The organism is Pseudomonas frederiksbergensis (genome assembly GCF_035751725.1).
GTDB lineage: Bacteria > Pseudomonadota > Gammaproteobacteria > Pseudomonadales > Pseudomonadaceae > Aquipseudomonas > Aquipseudomonas frederiksbergensis_A.
In genome coordinates this window covers 5,422,809-5,438,992 of the sequence record NZ_CP142104.1, presented here as the reverse complement: position 1 = coordinate 5,438,992, position 16,184 = coordinate 5,422,809, and the positions used below count along the sequence as shown (strand labels likewise).

Sequence of the window (16,184 nt, the reverse complement as noted above, 5' to 3'; positions counted from 1 at the left end):
GTGTGCGTTTTTTGATCAGCCGCGGCGGCGCATGCCGACCATGGCATCTATGCTGTACACCGCCAGGCCGGCCCAGATGAAGAGGAATGCCACCAGGGTGCTGGAGGACAAGTGTTCATCGAACAGCAGCACAGCGAGCAGCAGCACGAGGGTCGGGGCGATGTACTGCAAGAAACCCAACGTGGTGTACGGCAAGTGTCGCGCCGCGGCGTTGAAGCACACCAGTGGCACCAGTGTTACCGGACCGGCCGCCACCAGCCACCACGCTTCGGAAGTGGTCCAGAATGCGGCTTGGGCGCTGGTGGCGGTCGGGTTGAAGAGCAGCCAGGCGATGGCGATCGGCACCAGCATCCAGGTTTCCACCACCAGCCCGGGCAAGGCCTTGACCGGCGCTTGCTTGCGGATCAGCCCGTAGAAGCCAAAAGTCAGTGCCAGCATCAGCGACACCCACGGCAGGCTGCCCACTTGCCAGACCTGCTGGGCCACGCCGACCGCCGCCAATCCTACCGCCAGCCATTGCATGCGCCGCAGCCGTTCACCGAGGATCAACATGCCCAGCAACACGTTGACCAGCGGATTGATGTAGTAACCCAGGCTGGCTTCGAGCATTCGCCCGTTGTTCACAGCCCAGACATAGGTCAGCCAGTTGGCAGCGATCAGCGTGCCGCTCAGGGCCAGGATCGCCAGGCGCCGCGGATTGTCCCGCAGCTCGCGCCACCAGCCCGGGTGTTTCCAGACCATCAGCAAGGCCGCGCCGAACAGGGCGGACCAGAGCACTCGGTGGATGATGATTTCCACCGACGGGACGCTGGCGATGGCTTTGAAATAGATCGGGAACAGACCCCAGATGATGTAGGCACTCAGGCCCAGGATGTACCCGCGACGCGGGTTGGCGGCTTGCATGCAGAGTCCTTGCTTAGGCAGCTAACAAAAGAGTGATTGTAAGGAGATTTGTCCAGTTTTGCTGTGAACCTTGCTGGGAAGTAGTTCCACCGCAGGCCCACACAGGTTTCAGTTACTGTTGGAATGCAGTCCGGTCAGAACAGCTTCAACGGCTCTTCATTCAGCGCCGCCAGTTGCTCGCGCAGAGCCAGCACCTGGTCGCCCCAATAACGCTCGCTGCCAAACCACGGGAAGCTGCGGGGAAACGCCGGGTCATCCCAACGCCTCGCCAGCCAGGCGCTGTAATGCATCAGGCGCAGGGCGCGCAGGGGTTCGATCAGCGCCAGCTCGCGCGGGTCGAAGTCATGGAATTCCTGATAACCGTCCATCAATTCCGATAGCTGCCCCAGGCACTCCTGGCGATCACCCGCGAGCATCATCCACAAATCCTGAACCGCCGGGCCCATGCGGCAATCGTCCAGGTCGACGATGTGGAACACCTCGTCCCGGCACATCATGTTTCCGGGATGGCAATCACCGTGCATGCGAATGTTCCGATGTGGCGTGGCGGCGTAGGCATCTTCGACACGCTTGAGCAGATCCCTGGCCACCGACTCGTAGGCCGGTAGCAGGCTGGTGGGGACGAAACCGCTGTTCAACACCGTTTCCAGCGAGTCATGTCCGAAATTCTTCACCCCCAGTGCTTCACGGTGCTCGAACGGTCGGGTGGCTCCGATCGCATGCAAGCGCCCGAGCAGTTGGCCCAGGCGATAGAGCTGATCGAGATTGCCTGGCTCCGGTGCCCGGCCACCTCGTCGGGGAAACAGGGTGAAACGAAACCCGGCATGCTCATGCAGGCTGGCACCGTTGTGGATCAGCGGCGCCACCACGGGCACTTCGTGATCGGCCAGTTCGAAGGTAAAGCGGTGCTCTTCCAGGATGGCTTCGTTGGTCCAGCGCTGCGGACGATAAAACTTGGCGATCAGCGGCTCGGCATCTTCGATGCCCACCTGATAGACACGGTTCTCGTAGCTGTTGAGGGCCAACACCCGGGCGTCGCTGAGAAAGCCGATGCTTTCAACGGCATCCAGGACCAGGTCGGGCGTGAGGGTTTCGAACGGATGGGACATGCTGACTCCTGCGCAGCGGCAGGGCTGCCGCGTCCGGCCCAGCATGGTAGCGCAAAGCAGTCAGGATTGATCGTTGAGACTTCGTGGCGAGGGAGCTTGCTCCCTCGCCACGAAGCGTCAGGCGCCGATGACCCCGCCGTCTTCCCGGGTGATCACCATCACCGAGGAGCGCGGCTTGCCGTTGGGCAGGTGCTCAGGGAAGGTCGAGCCACCGCTGGGATGCTGGATGCCGACGAACAGGGTCTTGTAGTCCGGCGCGAAGCTGATGCCGGTCACTTCGCAGCCTACCGGCCCGACCATGAAGCGACGGATTTCGCCACTGTTGGGGTCGGCGCAAAGCATCTGGTTGTTGCCCATGCCCGCGAAGTCGCCCGCGTTGCTCGAGTCTCCGTCGGTCTGGATCCACAACCGCCCGGCCTTGTCGAAGCCCAGGCCATCGGGGCTGTTGAACATGTTCTGCGGGTTGATGTTGGACGATCCGGCTTTCGGCGTGCCGGCGTGTACCGTCGGGTTGCCGGCGACCACGAACAGGTCCCAGTCGAAGGTCTTGGAAGCGTGGTCGTCGCGGTCGGTGCGCCAGCGCAGGATCTGCCCGTAGACGTTCTTGGCCCGAGGGTTCGGCCCATCCACCGGCTGGCCAGCTTCGCCGCGCTTGGAGTTATTGGTCAGGGTGCAATAGACCTGGCCGTCCTTGGGGCTGACCACGATCCACTCCGGACGGTCCATGCGTGTGGCGCCCACGGCCGTGGCGGCCAGGCGTGCATGGATCAACACCTCGGCCTGATCAGCGAAACCGCTGCTGGCGTCGATGCCGTTCTTGCCATGGGTCAGTTCGATCCACTGGCCTTTGCCCTTGGGATGGTCCGGGTTGCCGTCGCCGGCATCGAAGCGCGCTACGTACAGCGTGCCGTGGTCCAGCAGGTTGCGGTTGGCCTTGGCATTGCGATGGTTGATGCGCTCGCGGCTGACGAACTTGTAGATGAACTCGCCACGTTCGTCGTCGCCCATGTACACCACAGCGCGACCGTCATTGGTCTGCGCCAGGGCCGCGTTTTCATGCTTGAAACGGCCCAGGGCGGTGCGTTTGACCGGCGTGGATTCTGGATCGAACGGGTCGATTTCCACCACCCAGCCGTGGCGGTTGAGTTCGTTGGGGTTCTTCGCCAGGTCAAAACGCGGGTCGTGCAAGTGCCAGTTGATTTCACTGCTGGCGACGGTGGCGCCATAGCGTTTCTGTGCCGCGTCGAATTGCAGGTCCGCCTTGCTGCTGCCGAAGCAGTCAGTAAAGTTTTCTTCGCAGGTCAGGTAGGTGCCCCACGGGGTCATGCCGTTGGCACAGTTCTGGAAAGTGCCGAGCACTTTCTTGCCACTCTTGTCGGCACTGGTTTTCAGCAAGTCGTGCCCGGCGGCCGGGCCACGCAGGCGAATCGGCGTGTTGCCATGGATCCGGCGGTTGTAACGCGAGTCCTGGACGAACTGCCACTGGCCGCGACGGCGTTGGATTTCGATCACCGACACGCCTTCGCTGGCCTGGGCCTTGCGCACGTCTTCGGCCGATTGCGGTTGGCCGCCGTGAGGGAACAGGTATTGGTAGTTGGTGTATTCGTTGTTGATCGCCAACAGCGCCCGGTTTTTGTCGCCGGGGAATTCGAACAGGCTCATGCCGTCGTTGTTGTCGCCAAACTGCATTTCTTGAGCACGGGCGGTGCCATTGCCGCTGGGGTCGAACGCCGGTGCATTTTTCTTCAGTGGCTGGCCCCAACTGATCAGCACCGAGGCTTTGTAGCCTGGCGGCAAGGTGATGGTGTCGGCGGTGGAGGCAGCAATGCTGTTGAAGCCCAGCATGCTTTTGTTGCCTTCACTCACGGCGGCCGCCATGACGCTGCGGCTCAGCAGGTTGCCGCCCAGGAACATCGCCGCGCCGCACAAGGCGCCAGCGCCGATGAAACTGCGACGGCTCAGGCCGACGATCTTTTCCAGGTCGGTGGATTGGTTTTCTTCTAATAGGCTCATCATCAGGCTCCCTGCTGGTTTTGGCAGTCACCTTAAAGCGGGTCGATGAAGATTATGTTTCAGCGCTCTACAGCGGTGTGCCGAGCAGCACATTTGTCGAAGAAAACCGCACCTGCACCGTTGAACCAGCGGCCAGGTTTCGCTCAGCCAATTGAAATGGGGCGGCCAGTGCGCAAAGGGTCTGGCCGTTGGGCAGCCCGATACGCACTTCGCTGGGCCCGTCCTCGGCGATGGCAATGTGTTCGATGATTCCCTGGAGGTTATTGGTCGACGAATCCTCCGGCTGATCGGCGGAGTACAGCTCCAGCCAGCCGGCCTTGATCAGGGCGACCACTTCGGTGCCGATCTCCAGTTCCAGGCGCACTGTACTGTCGTGGGTGATCTGCGCTTCGATGACCAGGCCGCGGGCCAGTTCCAGGCGCACGTGATCGTTGTGGCCCTGGGCTGTGATGGTCAAGACCTTGCCATGCAATTGGTTTCGGGCGCTGGTGCGCAGCATCAGGCGACTGAGCAAGCCCAGGTCGCCAGCGTCCTCGCTGGCTTCCAGAAGTTGCGCCTGCAAGGTTTGCAGGCGCTGGTAAAGACGCAACACGCGCAAGCCTTCCTCCGACAGCTTTGCGCCACCACCGCCCTTGCCGCCAACGCTGCGCTCGACCAGTGGCCGGTCCGCCAGGTTATTCAACTCATCGATCGCATCCCATGCTCCCTTGTAGCTCAGCCCGGCGCTCTTGGCCGCCCGGGTGATCGAGCCCTGTTCGGCGATGTGCTGCAACAGCGCAATGCGTTGTGGTCGGCGGACGATGTGCTGGGTCAGGAGTGTAGGCAATGACATGACAAGGGCTGCGCAGGATTTGATGCCTGGACGTTGGCGCCTCGGCCGCTGCGCGTCAAGCCGGGTCGCCGGGTTTTGGCGTTCGAGCCAGGCAATACACATCGACCCGGGCGGCGCCAGCGTCTAGCAGCAGGCGTGCAAGCGTCTGGGCCGTCGCGCCTGTGGTGAGCACATCGTCCACCAGCGCCAGGTGACGGTTTCGCAAGGTGGCGCCAGGCGCCAGGGCGAAGGCGTGGCGCAGGTTCCGACGTCTTGCCGGGGCGTCGAGGGCTTGTTGTGCAGGCGTGTCCTGGACGCGTTGCAGCAGGTTTTCTTCGCAAGGTATTTCCAGCGGCCCGCTCAGCCAGCGGGCCAGCAATGTCGCCTGGTTGAACCCGCGCTGGCGTAATCGTCGAGCCGCCAATGGCACCGGCACCAGCGCATCGGGTCGCTCCAGCCCTTCATCAAAATGATGCTGGACCGACTGCGCCAACAGTTCGCCGAGCAAGCGTCCAAGCGGCCACTTCGCCTGATGCTTGAAACGCGTGACCAAGGTGTCCACCGGGAAGTCATAGATCCATGGCGCCACGACCCGTTCGAAGGCCGGAGGACGCGTAGCACATTGGCCGCAGCGAAGTGCGGGCGTGGGCAGCGGAAGTGCGCAGACGCTGCACTGATCGACGAGCCAAGGCAGTTCGCTTTCGCACGGCGTGCAGATGGGTTGCGGTGTGTCGGTGGTTTCACCGCATAAAAGGCATGATTGTTTGTTTTTTAACCAGATGTAAACCGGTAATTTGTATCGTGGTTGACAGCGCATGACTCTTCCTTAAATATGCCGAACATCCGTGTCGCGCCTGTGGGTATTCGATTCCCAAGGCGCCAGCCAAGCATAATCAAGGAAATGCCCATGAGCGCCAGCACCACTGCCAACCTGCGTCATGACTGGTCTTTGGCCGAAGTCAAAGCACTCTTCGTTCAGCCATTCAATGACCTGCTGTTCCAGGCGCAGACCGTGCACCGCGCGCACTTCGACGCCAATCGCGTCCAGGTTTCCACGCTGCTGTCGATCAAGACCGGCGCTTGCCCGGAAGATTGCAAATATTGTCCGCAGTCCGGCCACTACAACACCGGGCTGGAAAAAGAGAAGTTGTTGGAAGTGCAGAAGGTCCTCGAAGAGGCCGCGCGCGCCAAGGCCATCGGGTCGACCCGGTTCTGCATGGGCGCGGCGTGGAAGCACCCGTCGGCCAAGGACATGCCTTACGTGCTGGAGATGGTCAAGGGCGTGAAGGCCATGGGCTTGGAAACCTGCATGACCTTGGGTCGCCTCGACCAGGAGCAGACCGAAGCACTGGCCCAGGCCGGCCTGGATTACTACAACCACAACCTGGACACCTCGCCTGAGTTCTACGGCAGCATCATCACCACGCGCACCTACAGCGAGCGCCTGCAAACCCTGGCCTACGTGCGTGACTCGGGGATGAAGATCTGCTCCGGCGGCATCCTGGGCATGGGCGAGTCCCTGGACGACCGCGCCAATCTGCTGATCCAACTGGCGAACCTGCCGGAGCACCCGGAATCGGTTCCGATCAACATGCTGGTGAAGGTCGCCGGCACGCCGCTGGAGAATGCCGAGGACGTCGATCCCTTCGATTTCATCCGCATGCTCGCCGTGGCGCGGATCCTGATGCCTAAATCCCACGTACGCCTCTCTGCCGGCCGCGAAGCGATGAACGAGCAGATGCAGGCCCTGGCGTTTTTTGCCGGCGCGAACTCGATTTTCTACGGCGATAAGCTGCTGACCACCGCCAACCCGCAAGCCGACAAGGACATGCAATTGTTCGCGCGCCTGGGCATCCAGCCCGAAGCCCGCGAAGAGCATGCCGATGAGGTGCACCAGGCGGCAATCGAACAGGCGCTGGTGGAGCAAAAGAGCAGCGAGCAGTTCTATAACGCGGCTGTTTGAGTTCACGCAAAACCAGGTGTGGGAGCGAGCAAGCCCGCTCCCGCATTGGATTTATCTGTCTTGAATAAATGGTTCACCCCGAGGCCTGCATGCCCTTCGATCTCGCCGCACGCCTGGCTGCCCGTCGTGCCGACAATCTCTATCGCCAGCGCCCGCTGCTTGAAAGCCCCCAGGGCCCGGAAGTGGTGGTGGACGGCCGGCCGTTGTTGGCATTTTGCAACAACGATTACCTGGGCCTGGCCAATCATCCGCAAGTGATCGAAGCCTGGCGCGCCGGGGCGGCCCGTTGGGGCGTCGGGGGTGGGGCATCTCATCTGGTAATCGGTCACAGCGGCCCGCATCACGCCCTGGAAGAAGCCTTGGCCGACCTGACGGGGCGCCCGCGGGCGTTGCTGTTCACCACGGGCTACATGGCCAATCTCGGCGCGGTCACTGCGCTGGTGGGGCAGGGCGACACAGTGCTGGAGGATCGTCTTAACCACGCCTCGCTGCTCGACGCCGGGTTGCTGTCCGGTGCGCGTTTCAATCGCTACCTGCACAACGACGCCCGAAGCCTGGCCCAACGCTTGGAAAAAGCCGTGGGCGACACTTTGGTGGTCACCGATGGGGTGTTCAGCATGGATGGCGACATCGCCGACTTGCCGGCCCTCGTCCGTGAAGCCAAGGCCAAGGGCGCCTGGCTGATGGTCGACGATGCCCACGGTTTCGGCACGTTGGGCGTTAGCGGCGGCGGTGTCGTCGAACATTTCGGCCTGAGCCAGGAAGACGTGCCCGTGCTGGTCGGCACACTGGGCAAGGCCTTTGGTACCGCCGGTGCCTTTGTGGCGGGCAGTGAAGAACTGATCGAAAGCCTGATCCAGTTCGCACGCCCCTACATCTACACCACCAGCCAACCGCCGGCCCTGGCCTGCGCGACGCTCAAGAGCCTGGAACTGCTGCGCAGCGAACATTGGCGACGAGAGCATCTGCAGCGGCTGATCCGTCAGTTCCGCCAAGGCGCCGAGCAGATTGGTTTGCAACTGATGGACAGTTTCACGCCTATCCAGCCGATCCTGATTGGCGATGCGGGGCGGGCCATGTGCTTGTCGCAGATGTTGCGTGAGCGCGGGCTGATGGTCACGGCAATCCGCCCGCCCACCGTGCCGGCCTGCAGCGCCCGCCTGCGGGTCACCTTGACGGCCGCACACAGCGAAGCCCAGGTGCAACTATTGTTAGAGGCACTGGCAGAGTGTTTTGTCCAACTGGGACCGGAGCCAAGCCATGCGTGATCGACTGATTCTGTTGCCCGGTTGGGGGCTGGGCGTTTCTCCGCTGGAGCCGCTGGCGGCGGCCCTGCAAGGGCTCGACGAACACTTGCACGTAGAAGTCGAGCCGCTGCCGGCATTGCTGTCGAGCGATCCTGATGAGTGGCTCGACGAACTGGACGCCGCTGTGCCTCAGGACACCTGGCTCGGCGGCTGGTCCTTGGGCGGCATGTTGGCCTCGGCATTGGCGGCGCGGCGGGGCGAGCGCTGTTGCGGCTTGCTGACTCTGGCCAGTAATCCGTCTTTCGTCGCCCATGAACAATGGCCGAGCGCAATGGCCGGCGAGACCTTCGACGGATTTCTTGCAGGGTGTGCGGCCGACCCACGCCAGACCCTCAAGCGTTTCAGCCTGCTCTGTGCCCAGGGCTGCAGCGATCCGCGCGGGTTGTCACGACTGCTGCTGGCCGGGGCGCCGGGCACTTCGCCGCAAGTATTGATGGCCGGGCTCGAATTGCTCGCGCAATTGGACACGCGCACCGCGTTGCAGAGTTTTCGTGGTCCACAACTGCATCTGTTTGCCGGGCTCGACGCCTTGGTGCCGGCCGAGGCGGCGGGCGAGTTGCTGGCGTTGCTGCCGGATGTCGAAATCGGTCTGATCGAACAGGCCGGCCACGGATTCCTTCTGGAGGACCCGCACGGTGTAGCGGCGGCGATCCAGGCTTTTTTGCATGAGTCCGGTGATGACTGATTTGTCTCTTCCCCGTGTGCCCGACGCCTTGCCCGGCAAGCGCCAGGTGGCGGCTTCGTTTTCCCGGGCGGCAGCCAGCTATGACAGCGTGGCCGAGTTGCAGCGCGACGTCGGCCAACAGTTGTTAGGGCGCTTGTCGCCCTCGTTCATTGCGCAACGTTGGCTGGACTTGGGGTGCGGCACCGGCTACTTCACCCGCGCGTTGGGTGCTCGTTTCGGCGAAGACAGCGGCCTGGCGCTGGATATCGCCGAAGGTATGCTCAATCATGCCCGTCCCCAAGGTGGCGCCGCGCATTTTATTGCCGGCGATGCCGAGCGGCTGCCTTTGCAGGCGGCGAGTTGCGACCTGGTGTTCTCCAGCCTGGCGGTGCAGTGGTGTGCCGATTTTGCTTCGGTGCTGAGCGAGGCCCATCGGGTCTTGAAACCGGGCGGAGTGTTCGCCTTCAGCAGTCTCTGCGCGGGCACTTTGTACGAATTGCGCGACAGCTGGCGTCAGGTGGATGGCATGGTGCACGTCAACCGTTTCCGTGGATTCGAGACGTATCAACAGCTCTGCGCGGACAGCGGGCTGAATGTCGTCAGCCTTGAAAATCGCCCCCATGTATTGCATTACCCTGATGTGCGCAGCCTGACCCACGAATTGAAAGCACTGGGTGCCCATAATCTGAACCCTGGCCGCCCTGGCGGCTTGACGGGCAGGGCGCGGATCCTTGCGCTGGTTGAAGCCTATGAGCAGTTTCGTCAGGCACAAGGGCTGCCGGCGACCTACCAAGTGGTCTACGTCGTATTGGAGAAACCGCTATGAGCCAGGCCTATTTCATTACCGGCACCGACACCGATGTAGGCAAGACCACCGTTGCGGCGGGCCTGCTGCACGCAGCGCGACAAGCCGGCATGAGCACGGCAGCCGGAAAGCCCGTGGCCTCTGGCTGCGACGTGACGCCCAAGGGCCTGCGCAACGCTGATGCCTTGGCGCTGCTGGCCGAATGCTCGGTGCCGTTGACTTATGCGCAGGTCAATCCGGTGGCGTTCGAACCGGCCATAGCGCCGCACTTGGCTGCCCGGGAGGCGGGTGTTGCGTTGACGGTGCAGTCGCTGCTAAGTCCGATGCGCGAAGTGCTGGCGCTGGGCGCCGATTTCACCTTGATTGAAGGCGCGGGCGGTTGGCGCGTGCCGCTGTCCGGCCAGGACAATCTTTCCGACTTGGCAATTGCGTTGGACTTGCCGGTGATCCTGGTGGTGGGCGTGCGCCTGGGGTGTATCAGCCATGCGTTGCTGACCGCCGAGGCTATCGCCCGTGACGGCTTGCCGCTTGCCGGTTGGGTCGCGAATATCATCGACCCGGCCACCTCTCGCCTGGAGGAAAACCTGGCAACCCTGGCCGAACGACTTCCAGCGCCGTGCCTGGGCAGGGTGGCGCGAATCCAGAGCGTGACGGCCGAAGCGGTGGCCGGACACCTGCAATTGGATCTGCTTGACTGATATTTCGCCAAGGTTTTGCCTATGACAAGGCACTGTGCCATTAGTGTTTTTGTCGGGCCTTTTGCCTAGCCATCTGATTCAATGCCGATGTCGACCCCTTCAAGTAGACGAGCCCCGCCATGGAAATCTCAGGAAACACCGCGTTCTATGCCGGTCTGAGCACGATTCAGACAGGGCAGAACCGTGTCGATCAGGCCTCCAGCCAGATCGCCAACAACACGATCGAGCGTTCGGTCACCAGCCAGTCGTCCGAGGTACAGGTCGATCGCTTGCGGTCAGTGGATCGCAGCCAGCAATCAGACCTGGCCAGCAACATGGTCGACTTGGCCCAGGGCAAGTTCCAGGTGCAATTGGGCGTGAACGTCGCCAAGGCATCCGACGAAATGCTCGGTACGTTGATCGATACGTTTGCCTGACCCTGTTCTTCCAGATTCACGAAAACGCCGCGATTATTCGCGGTGTTCTTGTCTCTAACGTCTTATTGCTCAACTAATCTTTTCCTACGCGCATCGCGAATTCTTAATTGCGATGGAATTTCCCGTGCCCGCCATTTTTTAAGCTGATGACGAACGGCAAAAGATCGACGCTTGACAAGATTTGGGCGTAAACGTATGTTTCAAACACCTGTTTGACCGTCACAACAATTCGCCGCGGTCATTCATTCCCGGTTACATCAGCAGAGGTTTATCGCTATGCCTGACTACAAGGCCCCCTTGCGTGATATTCGCTTCGTTCGTGACGAACTGCTTGGCTACGAAGCGCATTATCAGAGCCTTCCGGCTTGCCAGGACGCAACTCCGGACATGGTTGACGCCATTCTCGAAGAAGGCGCCAAGTTTTGTGAGCAGGTACTGGCGCCGCTGAATCGCGTGGGTGACCTTGAAGGTTGCACCTGGAGCGAGTCCGGTGTGAAAACGCCGACCGGCTTCAAGGAAGCCTACAAGCAGTTCGTCGAAGGTGGCTGGCCAAGCCTTGCCCACGACGTAGAGCACGGCGGTCAAGGTCTGCCGGAGTCCCTGGGCCTGGCGATCAGCGAGATGGTCGGCGAAGCCAACTGGTCGTGGGGCATGTACCCAGGCCTGTCCCATGGCGCGATGAACACCATTTCCGAGCACGGTACGCCCGAGCAGCAAGAGGCCTACCTGACCAAGCTGGTGTCCGGCGAATGGACCGGCACCATGTGCCTGACCGAACCGCACTGCGGCACCGACCTGGGCATGCTGCGTACCAAGGCCGAGCCTCAGGCTGACGGCTCCTACAAAGTAACCGGCACCAAGATCTTCATTTCTGCCGGCGAACACGACATGGCCGACAACATCGTCCACATCGTGTTGGCACGCCTGCCGGACGCACCGGCTGGCACCAAGGGCATCTCGCTGTTCATCGTGCCCAAATTCCTGCCTAACGCCGATGGCACCGTGGGTCAGCGCAACGCCGTGAGCTGCGGTTCCCTGGAACACAAGATGGGCATCCACGGCAACGCCACCTGCGTGATGAACTTCGACGCGGCCACCGGTTTCCTGATCGGCCCGGCGAACAAAGGCCTGAACTGCATGTTCACCTTCATGAACACCGCACGCTTGGGGACCGCACTGCAAGGCCTTGCCCACGCCGAGATCGGCTTCCAGGGCGGCCTGAAATATGCCCGCGACCGCCTGCAAATGCGTTCCCTGACTGGTCCGAAAGCGCCGGACAAGGCCGCCGACCCGATCATTGTGCACCCTGATGTGCGTCGCATGCTGCTGACCATGAAAGCCTTCGCCGAAGGTAACCGGGCGATGGTCTACTTCACCGCCAAGCAGGTCGACATCGTCAAATACGGCGTGGACGAAGAAGAGAAGAAGAAGGCTGATGCGCTGCTGGCGTTCATGACCCCGATCGCCAAGGCCTTCATGACCGAAGTCGGCTTTGAGTCGGCCAACCACGGCGTGCAGATCTACGGCGGCCACGGCTTCATTGCCGAGTGGGGCATGGAGCAGAACGTACGCGACAGCCGTATCTCGATGCTGTACGAAGGCACCACTGGTATCCAGGCCTTGGACCTGCTGGGTCGTAAGGTACTGATGACTCAGGGCGAAGCGCTCAAGGGCTTCACCAAGATCGTCCACAAGTTCTGCCAGGGCAACGAAGGCAACGAAGCGGTCAAGGAGTTCGTCGAACCCCTGGCTGCGTTGAACAAGGAATGGGGCGAGCTGACCATGAAGGTCGGCATGGCGGCCATGAAGGATCGCGAAGAAGTCGGCGCGGCCTCGGTGGATTACCTGATGTACTCCGGCTACGCCTGCCTGGCTTACTTCTGGGCCGACATGGCGCGCCTGGCGGCGGAAAAACTCGCAGCTGGCACCAGCGAAGAGGCGTTCTACACGGCCAAGCTGCAGACCGCGCGCTTCTACTTCCAGCGCATCCTGCCGCGCACTCGTACCCACGTGGCAACCATGCTGTCGGGCGCCAACAATCTGATGGACATGAAAGAAGAAGACTTCGCGCTGGGCTACTAAGCCTTAGGCGGTTCTTCACAAGCCGCTGCTTCTCAGGGAGCAGCGGCTTTTTCATGGCTGCCCTAAATCCCCAGAGAGATCGATAGCGATCCTGAAACAATATTCATCCAACAGAGCCTTAAGAAAACTCCGGCCTCTGCCGTTACAGCGATGGCAGTGTGACATCGGTCACATCTCACGTGCACAATGCCCTCTTTGATCAGTCGGGTCGGAGCTTTACCCTTGCCGCGTTCTTCCGCTGTACGCCTGAGCCATTTCCTACCGTCACTGCTACTGTTGTTGTCGGGGCTTGCGGCTGCCTACGTCAAGGACCTCAACGTCTTCTTTACGTCCCTGTTCAACGTGCTTCCTACCTTGGTGTTGCTACTGGGCGGGGCGTATTGCGCCGTCTACCGACGTCAACGTGAACTGTTTTTGATGGTCACGGTGTACATCGCCTACTTCCTGCTGGATACCCAGACCGATTTCTACCGCGATAACGGCAAGGTGCGTGAAGACGCGGCGGTGGTGTTCCATCTCGTCTGCCTGTTGCTGCCGCTGTTGTTCGGGCTGTTCGCGGCGTGGCAGGAGCGCACCCACCTGTTCCAGGACATGGTGGCGCGGTTCGCGGTGTTGCTGGTTTTCGGCAGCGTGGCGCTGGCCTTGGAGCAAAGTTTTCCACAGGCATTGCTGTTGTGGCTTTCGGAGATCCGCTGGCCCGCGTTGCATGGCGCCTGGATGAGCCTGATTCAGTTGTCCTACCCAATGTTCGCCGCCGCATTCCTGCTCCTGGCCTGGCAATATTGGCGCAACCCCCGGCCGCTGCACGCCGCGCAATTGGTGGGGCTGCTCGGGTTGTTCTGGATGCTGCCGAAGACATTCATCTTGCCGTTCACCCTGAACATCATGTGCAGCCAGGTGATGTTGATGATTGCCGCGGCGGTCGCCCACGAGGCGTATCAAATGGCCTTTCGTGACGAACTCACCGGCCTGCCGGGACGTCGTGCATTGAACGAACGCATGCAGCGCCTGGGTCGCAATTATGTGTTGGCGATGAGCGACGTGGACCATTTCAAGAAATTCAACGACACCCATGGCCACGATGTCGGTGACCAAGTGCTGCGCCTGGTGGCCAGCAAGCTGTCGAAGATCGGCGGTGGCGGCAGGGCGTATCGCTATGGCGGCGAGGAATTCGCCTTGGTGTTCGCGGGCAAGACCATCGATGAGTGCATGCCCCACCTGGAAGTCATCCGCCAGTCCATCGAGACCTACGCGATTCAACTGCGCAACCCCGACAGCCGTCCCCAGGACGATCAACAAGGTCGCCAGCGTCGGGCCGGCGCTGGCGCCTCCAGCGTATCGGTGACGGTCAGCATCGGCGTGGCCGAGCGCATCGAGCAGCGCACGCCCGAAGAGGTGCTCAAATCGGCGGACCAAGCGCTCTATAACGCCAAGGGCGCGGGGCGAAACTGTGTAATTGCCTATGGGCAGAATCGTCGCGGCGCAGTGCGCATGGAAGCCGCCGCGGGTTGAGTGATGATGGCGCATTCAGCGCCTGGACTGTGATTGTGGGCCACGATGGCCGGCAGTAGGTTGGAATGAATCTGCTACCGGAGAAAACCACCATGCCCGAGTACAAAGCTCCGCTGCGCGACATGCGCTTTTTGATCGACCACGTCTTCGATTTCCATGGCCGCTATGCCGAACTGGGTGCCAGCGATGCCAGCCCGGACATGGTCAGCGCCATTCTGGAGGAAGGCGCTCGGTTCTGTGAGAACGTGCTGGCGCCTCTCAATCGCCCGGGTGATGAAGAGGGCTGCCATTTCGACAACGGCGTGGTGACGACGCCAGCAGGCTTCAAGCAGGCGTTCGCTCAATATGTGGAAGGCGGCTGGCACGGCCTGGCGGCGGACCCGGCGTACGGCGGCCAGGGCCTGCCCAGTTCCCTGGGCCTGGTCATCAGCGAGATGATTGGTTCTAGCAACACGTCCTGGGGCATGTACCCCGGCCTGACCCACGGAGCGATGTCGGCCATCCACGCCCACGGGACAGAGGAGCAGAAGCAGACCTACCTCAGCAAACTCACCGCCGGCCAGTGGACCGGCACCATGTGCCTGACCGAAGCCCACTGCGGCACTGACCTTGGCATCATCAAGACCCGCGCCGTGCCCCAGGCCGACGGCAGCTACGCGGTGACTGGCAGCAAGATCTTCATCAGCGCCGGCGAGCACGACATGAGCGACAACATTATTCATCTGGTGCTCGCCAAACTGCCGGATGCGCCCGCCGGGACCAAGGGCATCTCGTTGTTCATCGTGCCAAAGTTCCTGCCTGGCGCCGCGGGCGAGGCCGGAGAGCGCAACGGCGTTTCCTGCGGGTCCATCGAGCACAAGATGGGCATCAAGGCCTCGGCTACCTGCGTGCTGAACTTCGACGGTGCCAAGGGCTTCCTGATCGGCGAGGCGAACAAGGGCCTCAACTGCATGTTCACCATGATGAACCATGCCCGCCTCGGCACCGGCATGCAGGGCCTTTGCCTGGGCGAGGCGAGTTTCCAGGGGGCGATCAAATACGCCAACGATCGTTTGCAGATGCGCTCGCTGACCGGCCCCAAGGCGCCGGACAAAGCCGCCGACCCGATCATCGTTCACCCTGATGTGCGCAGGATGTTGCTGACGATGAAGGCCTTCAACGAAGGCAACCGGGCGCTGACGTATTTCACTGCGCAATTGCTCGACACCGCGCACTTGAGCCGCGACGAAACCGCCCGCCAGGAGGCTGAAGACCTGTTGGCTTTCCTCACGCCAGTCTGTAAGGCCTTCATGACCGACACGGGGTTGGAAGTGACCAACCACGGCATGCAGGTTTTCGGCGGCCACGGTTTTATCCGCGAGTGGGGCATGGAGCAACTGGTGCGCGATTGTCGAATCGCGCCGATCTACGAAGGCACCAACGGCATCCAGGCCTTGGACTTGCTGGGACGCAAGGTGCTGGGCAGCCAAGGCAAGTTGCTGCGTGGCTTCACCAAAATCGTGCATAAGTTCTGCGCCGCCAATGCCGGGCACCCACAGCTCAAGGCATACGTTGCGCAACTGGACGGGCTCAACCAGCAATGGGGCGAATTGACGACCCAGGTCGGCATGGCTGCCATGAAAAATCCCGACGAGGTGGGGGCCGCCTCGGTGGATTACCTGATGTACAGCGGCTATATCATCCTGGCTTACCTGTGGTTGCGCATGGCGTTGGTGGCCCAGGCGCAACTCGACGGTGGCGACGGGGACGCGGATTTCTGCCGGGCGAAGCTGGTGACTTGTGAGTTTTACTTCAAGCGCCTGCTGCCGCGTACGGCCAGCCATCGGGCTGCAATCGAGGCGGGAAGCGAATGCCTGATGAAGTTGCCGGCGGAGTTGTTTGCGCTTTGATGGGCTGAAACA

At 61.7% G+C, this 16,184-nt stretch carries 14 protein-coding genes; 9 read left to right on the top strand and 5 right to left on the bottom strand.

Annotation, left to right across the window (positions count from 1 at the left end; all coding sequences use genetic code 11):
- Positions 1-15 precede the first annotated feature (15 nt).
- The 5 genes from rarD to VQ575_RS24485 form a co-directional block, all read right to left on the bottom strand.
- Positions 16-903 (bottom strand): EamA family transporter RarD, encoded by an 888-nt coding sequence (gene rarD, locus VQ575_RS24505; protein WP_039590681.1) that lies wholly within the window; start codon positions 901-903, stop codon positions 16-18.
- A gap of 134 nt (positions 904-1,037) precedes the next feature.
- Positions 1,038-2,012: a serine/threonine protein kinase gene (locus VQ575_RS24500; protein WP_039590683.1), complete on the bottom strand. Its 975-nt coding sequence runs from the start codon at positions 2,010-2,012 to the stop codon at positions 1,038-1,040.
- Between the two features lie 117 nt (positions 2,013-2,129).
- Positions 2,130-4,025 carry a PhoX family protein gene (locus VQ575_RS24495; protein WP_039590684.1) on the bottom strand — a complete coding sequence of 632 codons (1,896 nt, stop codon included), beginning with the start codon at positions 4,023-4,025 and terminating at the stop codon, positions 2,130-2,132.
- A 67-nt stretch (positions 4,026-4,092) separates the two neighbouring features.
- Complete coding sequence (locus VQ575_RS24490) at positions 4,093-4,857, bottom strand: TOBE domain-containing protein (RefSeq protein ID WP_039590686.1); 765 nt, start codon at positions 4,855-4,857, stop codon at positions 4,093-4,095.
- A 55-nt stretch (positions 4,858-4,912) separates the two neighbouring features.
- Entirely contained in the window at positions 4,913-5,653 is a 741-nt protein-coding gene (locus VQ575_RS24485; RefSeq protein WP_198724645.1) for a ComF family protein, read from the bottom strand.
- A gap of 90 nt (positions 5,654-5,743) precedes the next feature.
- On the opposite strand from VQ575_RS24485, the gene bioB reads away from it, so the two are divergent.
- The 9 genes from bioB to VQ575_RS24440 all read left to right on the top strand — a co-directional run bounded on the left by bioB (position 5,744) and on the right by VQ575_RS24440 (position 16,172).
- Complete coding sequence (gene bioB / locus VQ575_RS24480) at positions 5,744-6,799, top strand: biotin synthase BioB (RefSeq protein WP_039590691.1); 1,056 nt, start codon at positions 5,744-5,746, stop codon at positions 6,797-6,799.
- An 89-nt stretch (positions 6,800-6,888) separates the two neighbouring features.
- Entirely contained in the window at positions 6,889-8,067 is a 1,179-nt protein-coding gene (gene bioF, locus VQ575_RS24475; protein ID WP_325918587.1) for an 8-amino-7-oxononanoate synthase, read from the top strand.
- On the top strand, positions 8,060-8,791 hold the full coding sequence (locus VQ575_RS24470) for an alpha/beta fold hydrolase (protein ID WP_045157135.1): 732 nt from the start codon (positions 8,060-8,062) through the stop codon (positions 8,789-8,791). Before bioF ends, VQ575_RS24470 begins: the two co-directional genes overlap by 8 nt.
- A complete protein-coding gene (bioC, locus tag VQ575_RS24465) occupies positions 8,784-9,596 on the top strand; it encodes a malonyl-ACP O-methyltransferase BioC (protein ID WP_198724649.1) in 813 nt (270 codons plus the stop codon). Before VQ575_RS24470 ends, bioC begins: the two co-directional genes overlap by 8 nt.
- Complete coding sequence (bioD, locus tag VQ575_RS24460) at positions 9,593-10,273, top strand: dethiobiotin synthase (RefSeq protein WP_039590699.1); 681 nt, start codon at positions 9,593-9,595, stop codon at positions 10,271-10,273. The genes bioC and bioD overlap by 4 nt, the downstream gene beginning before the upstream one ends.
- A 119-nt stretch (positions 10,274-10,392) precedes the next feature.
- Positions 10,393-10,689 carry a hypothetical protein gene (locus VQ575_RS24455; protein WP_039590701.1) on the top strand — a complete coding sequence of 99 codons (297 nt, stop codon included), beginning with the start codon at positions 10,393-10,395 and terminating at the stop codon, positions 10,687-10,689.
- A gap of 276 nt (positions 10,690-10,965) precedes the next feature.
- Positions 10,966-12,771, top strand: a complete 1,806-nt coding sequence (locus VQ575_RS24450) for a phenylacyl-CoA dehydrogenase (protein WP_039590703.1) — start codon at positions 10,966-10,968, stop codon at positions 12,769-12,771.
- Positions 12,772-12,993: 222 nt separating this feature from the next.
- The gene (locus tag VQ575_RS24445; protein WP_045157133.1) at positions 12,994-14,283 is read left to right on the top strand and encodes a GGDEF domain-containing protein; all 1,290 of its coding nucleotides are present in this window, start codon (positions 12,994-12,996) and stop codon (positions 14,281-14,283) included.
- A gap of 92 nt (positions 14,284-14,375) precedes the next feature.
- Positions 14,376-16,172, top strand: coding sequence for an acyl-CoA dehydrogenase C-terminal domain-containing protein (locus VQ575_RS24440; protein WP_045157132.1), 1,797 nt, complete (start codon positions 14,376-14,378; stop codon positions 16,170-16,172).
- The last annotated feature ends 12 nt before the right edge of the window (positions 16,173-16,184 follow it).

Bases quoted from the DNA above. Each gene is read 5' to 3' on its own strand.
- rarD (WP_039590681.1), bottom strand. From the start codon at position 903: ATGCAAGCCGCCAACCCGCGTCGCGGGTACATCCTGGGCCTGAGTGCC.
- VQ575_RS24500 (WP_039590683.1), bottom strand. From the start codon at position 2,012: ATGTCCCATCCGTTCGAAACCCTCACGCCCGACCTGGTCCTGGATGCC.
- VQ575_RS24495 (WP_039590684.1), bottom strand. From the start codon at position 4,025: ATGAGCCTATTAGAAGAAAACCAATCCACCGACCTGGAAAAGATCGTC.
- VQ575_RS24490 (WP_039590686.1), bottom strand. From the start codon at position 4,857: ATGTCATTGCCTACACTCCTGACCCAGCACATCGTCCGCCGACCACAA.
- VQ575_RS24485 (WP_198724645.1), bottom strand. From the start codon at position 5,653: ATGCGCTGTCAACCACGATACAAATTACCGGTTTACATCTGGTTAAAA.
- bioB (WP_039590691.1), top strand. From the start codon at position 5,744: ATGAGCGCCAGCACCACTGCCAACCTGCGTCATGACTGGTCTTTGGCC.
- bioF (WP_325918587.1), top strand. From the start codon at position 6,889: ATGCCCTTCGATCTCGCCGCACGCCTGGCTGCCCGTCGTGCCGACAAT.
- VQ575_RS24470 (WP_045157135.1), top strand. From the start codon at position 8,060: ATGCGTGATCGACTGATTCTGTTGCCCGGTTGGGGGCTGGGCGTTTCT.
- bioC (WP_198724649.1), top strand. From the start codon at position 8,784: ATGACTGATTTGTCTCTTCCCCGTGTGCCCGACGCCTTGCCCGGCAAG.
- bioD (WP_039590699.1), top strand. From the start codon at position 9,593: ATGAGCCAGGCCTATTTCATTACCGGCACCGACACCGATGTAGGCAAG.
- VQ575_RS24455 (WP_039590701.1), top strand. From the start codon at position 10,393: ATGGAAATCTCAGGAAACACCGCGTTCTATGCCGGTCTGAGCACGATT.
- VQ575_RS24450 (WP_039590703.1), top strand. From the start codon at position 10,966: ATGCCTGACTACAAGGCCCCCTTGCGTGATATTCGCTTCGTTCGTGAC.
- VQ575_RS24440 (WP_045157132.1), top strand. From the start codon at position 14,376: ATGCCCGAGTACAAAGCTCCGCTGCGCGACATGCGCTTTTTGATCGAC.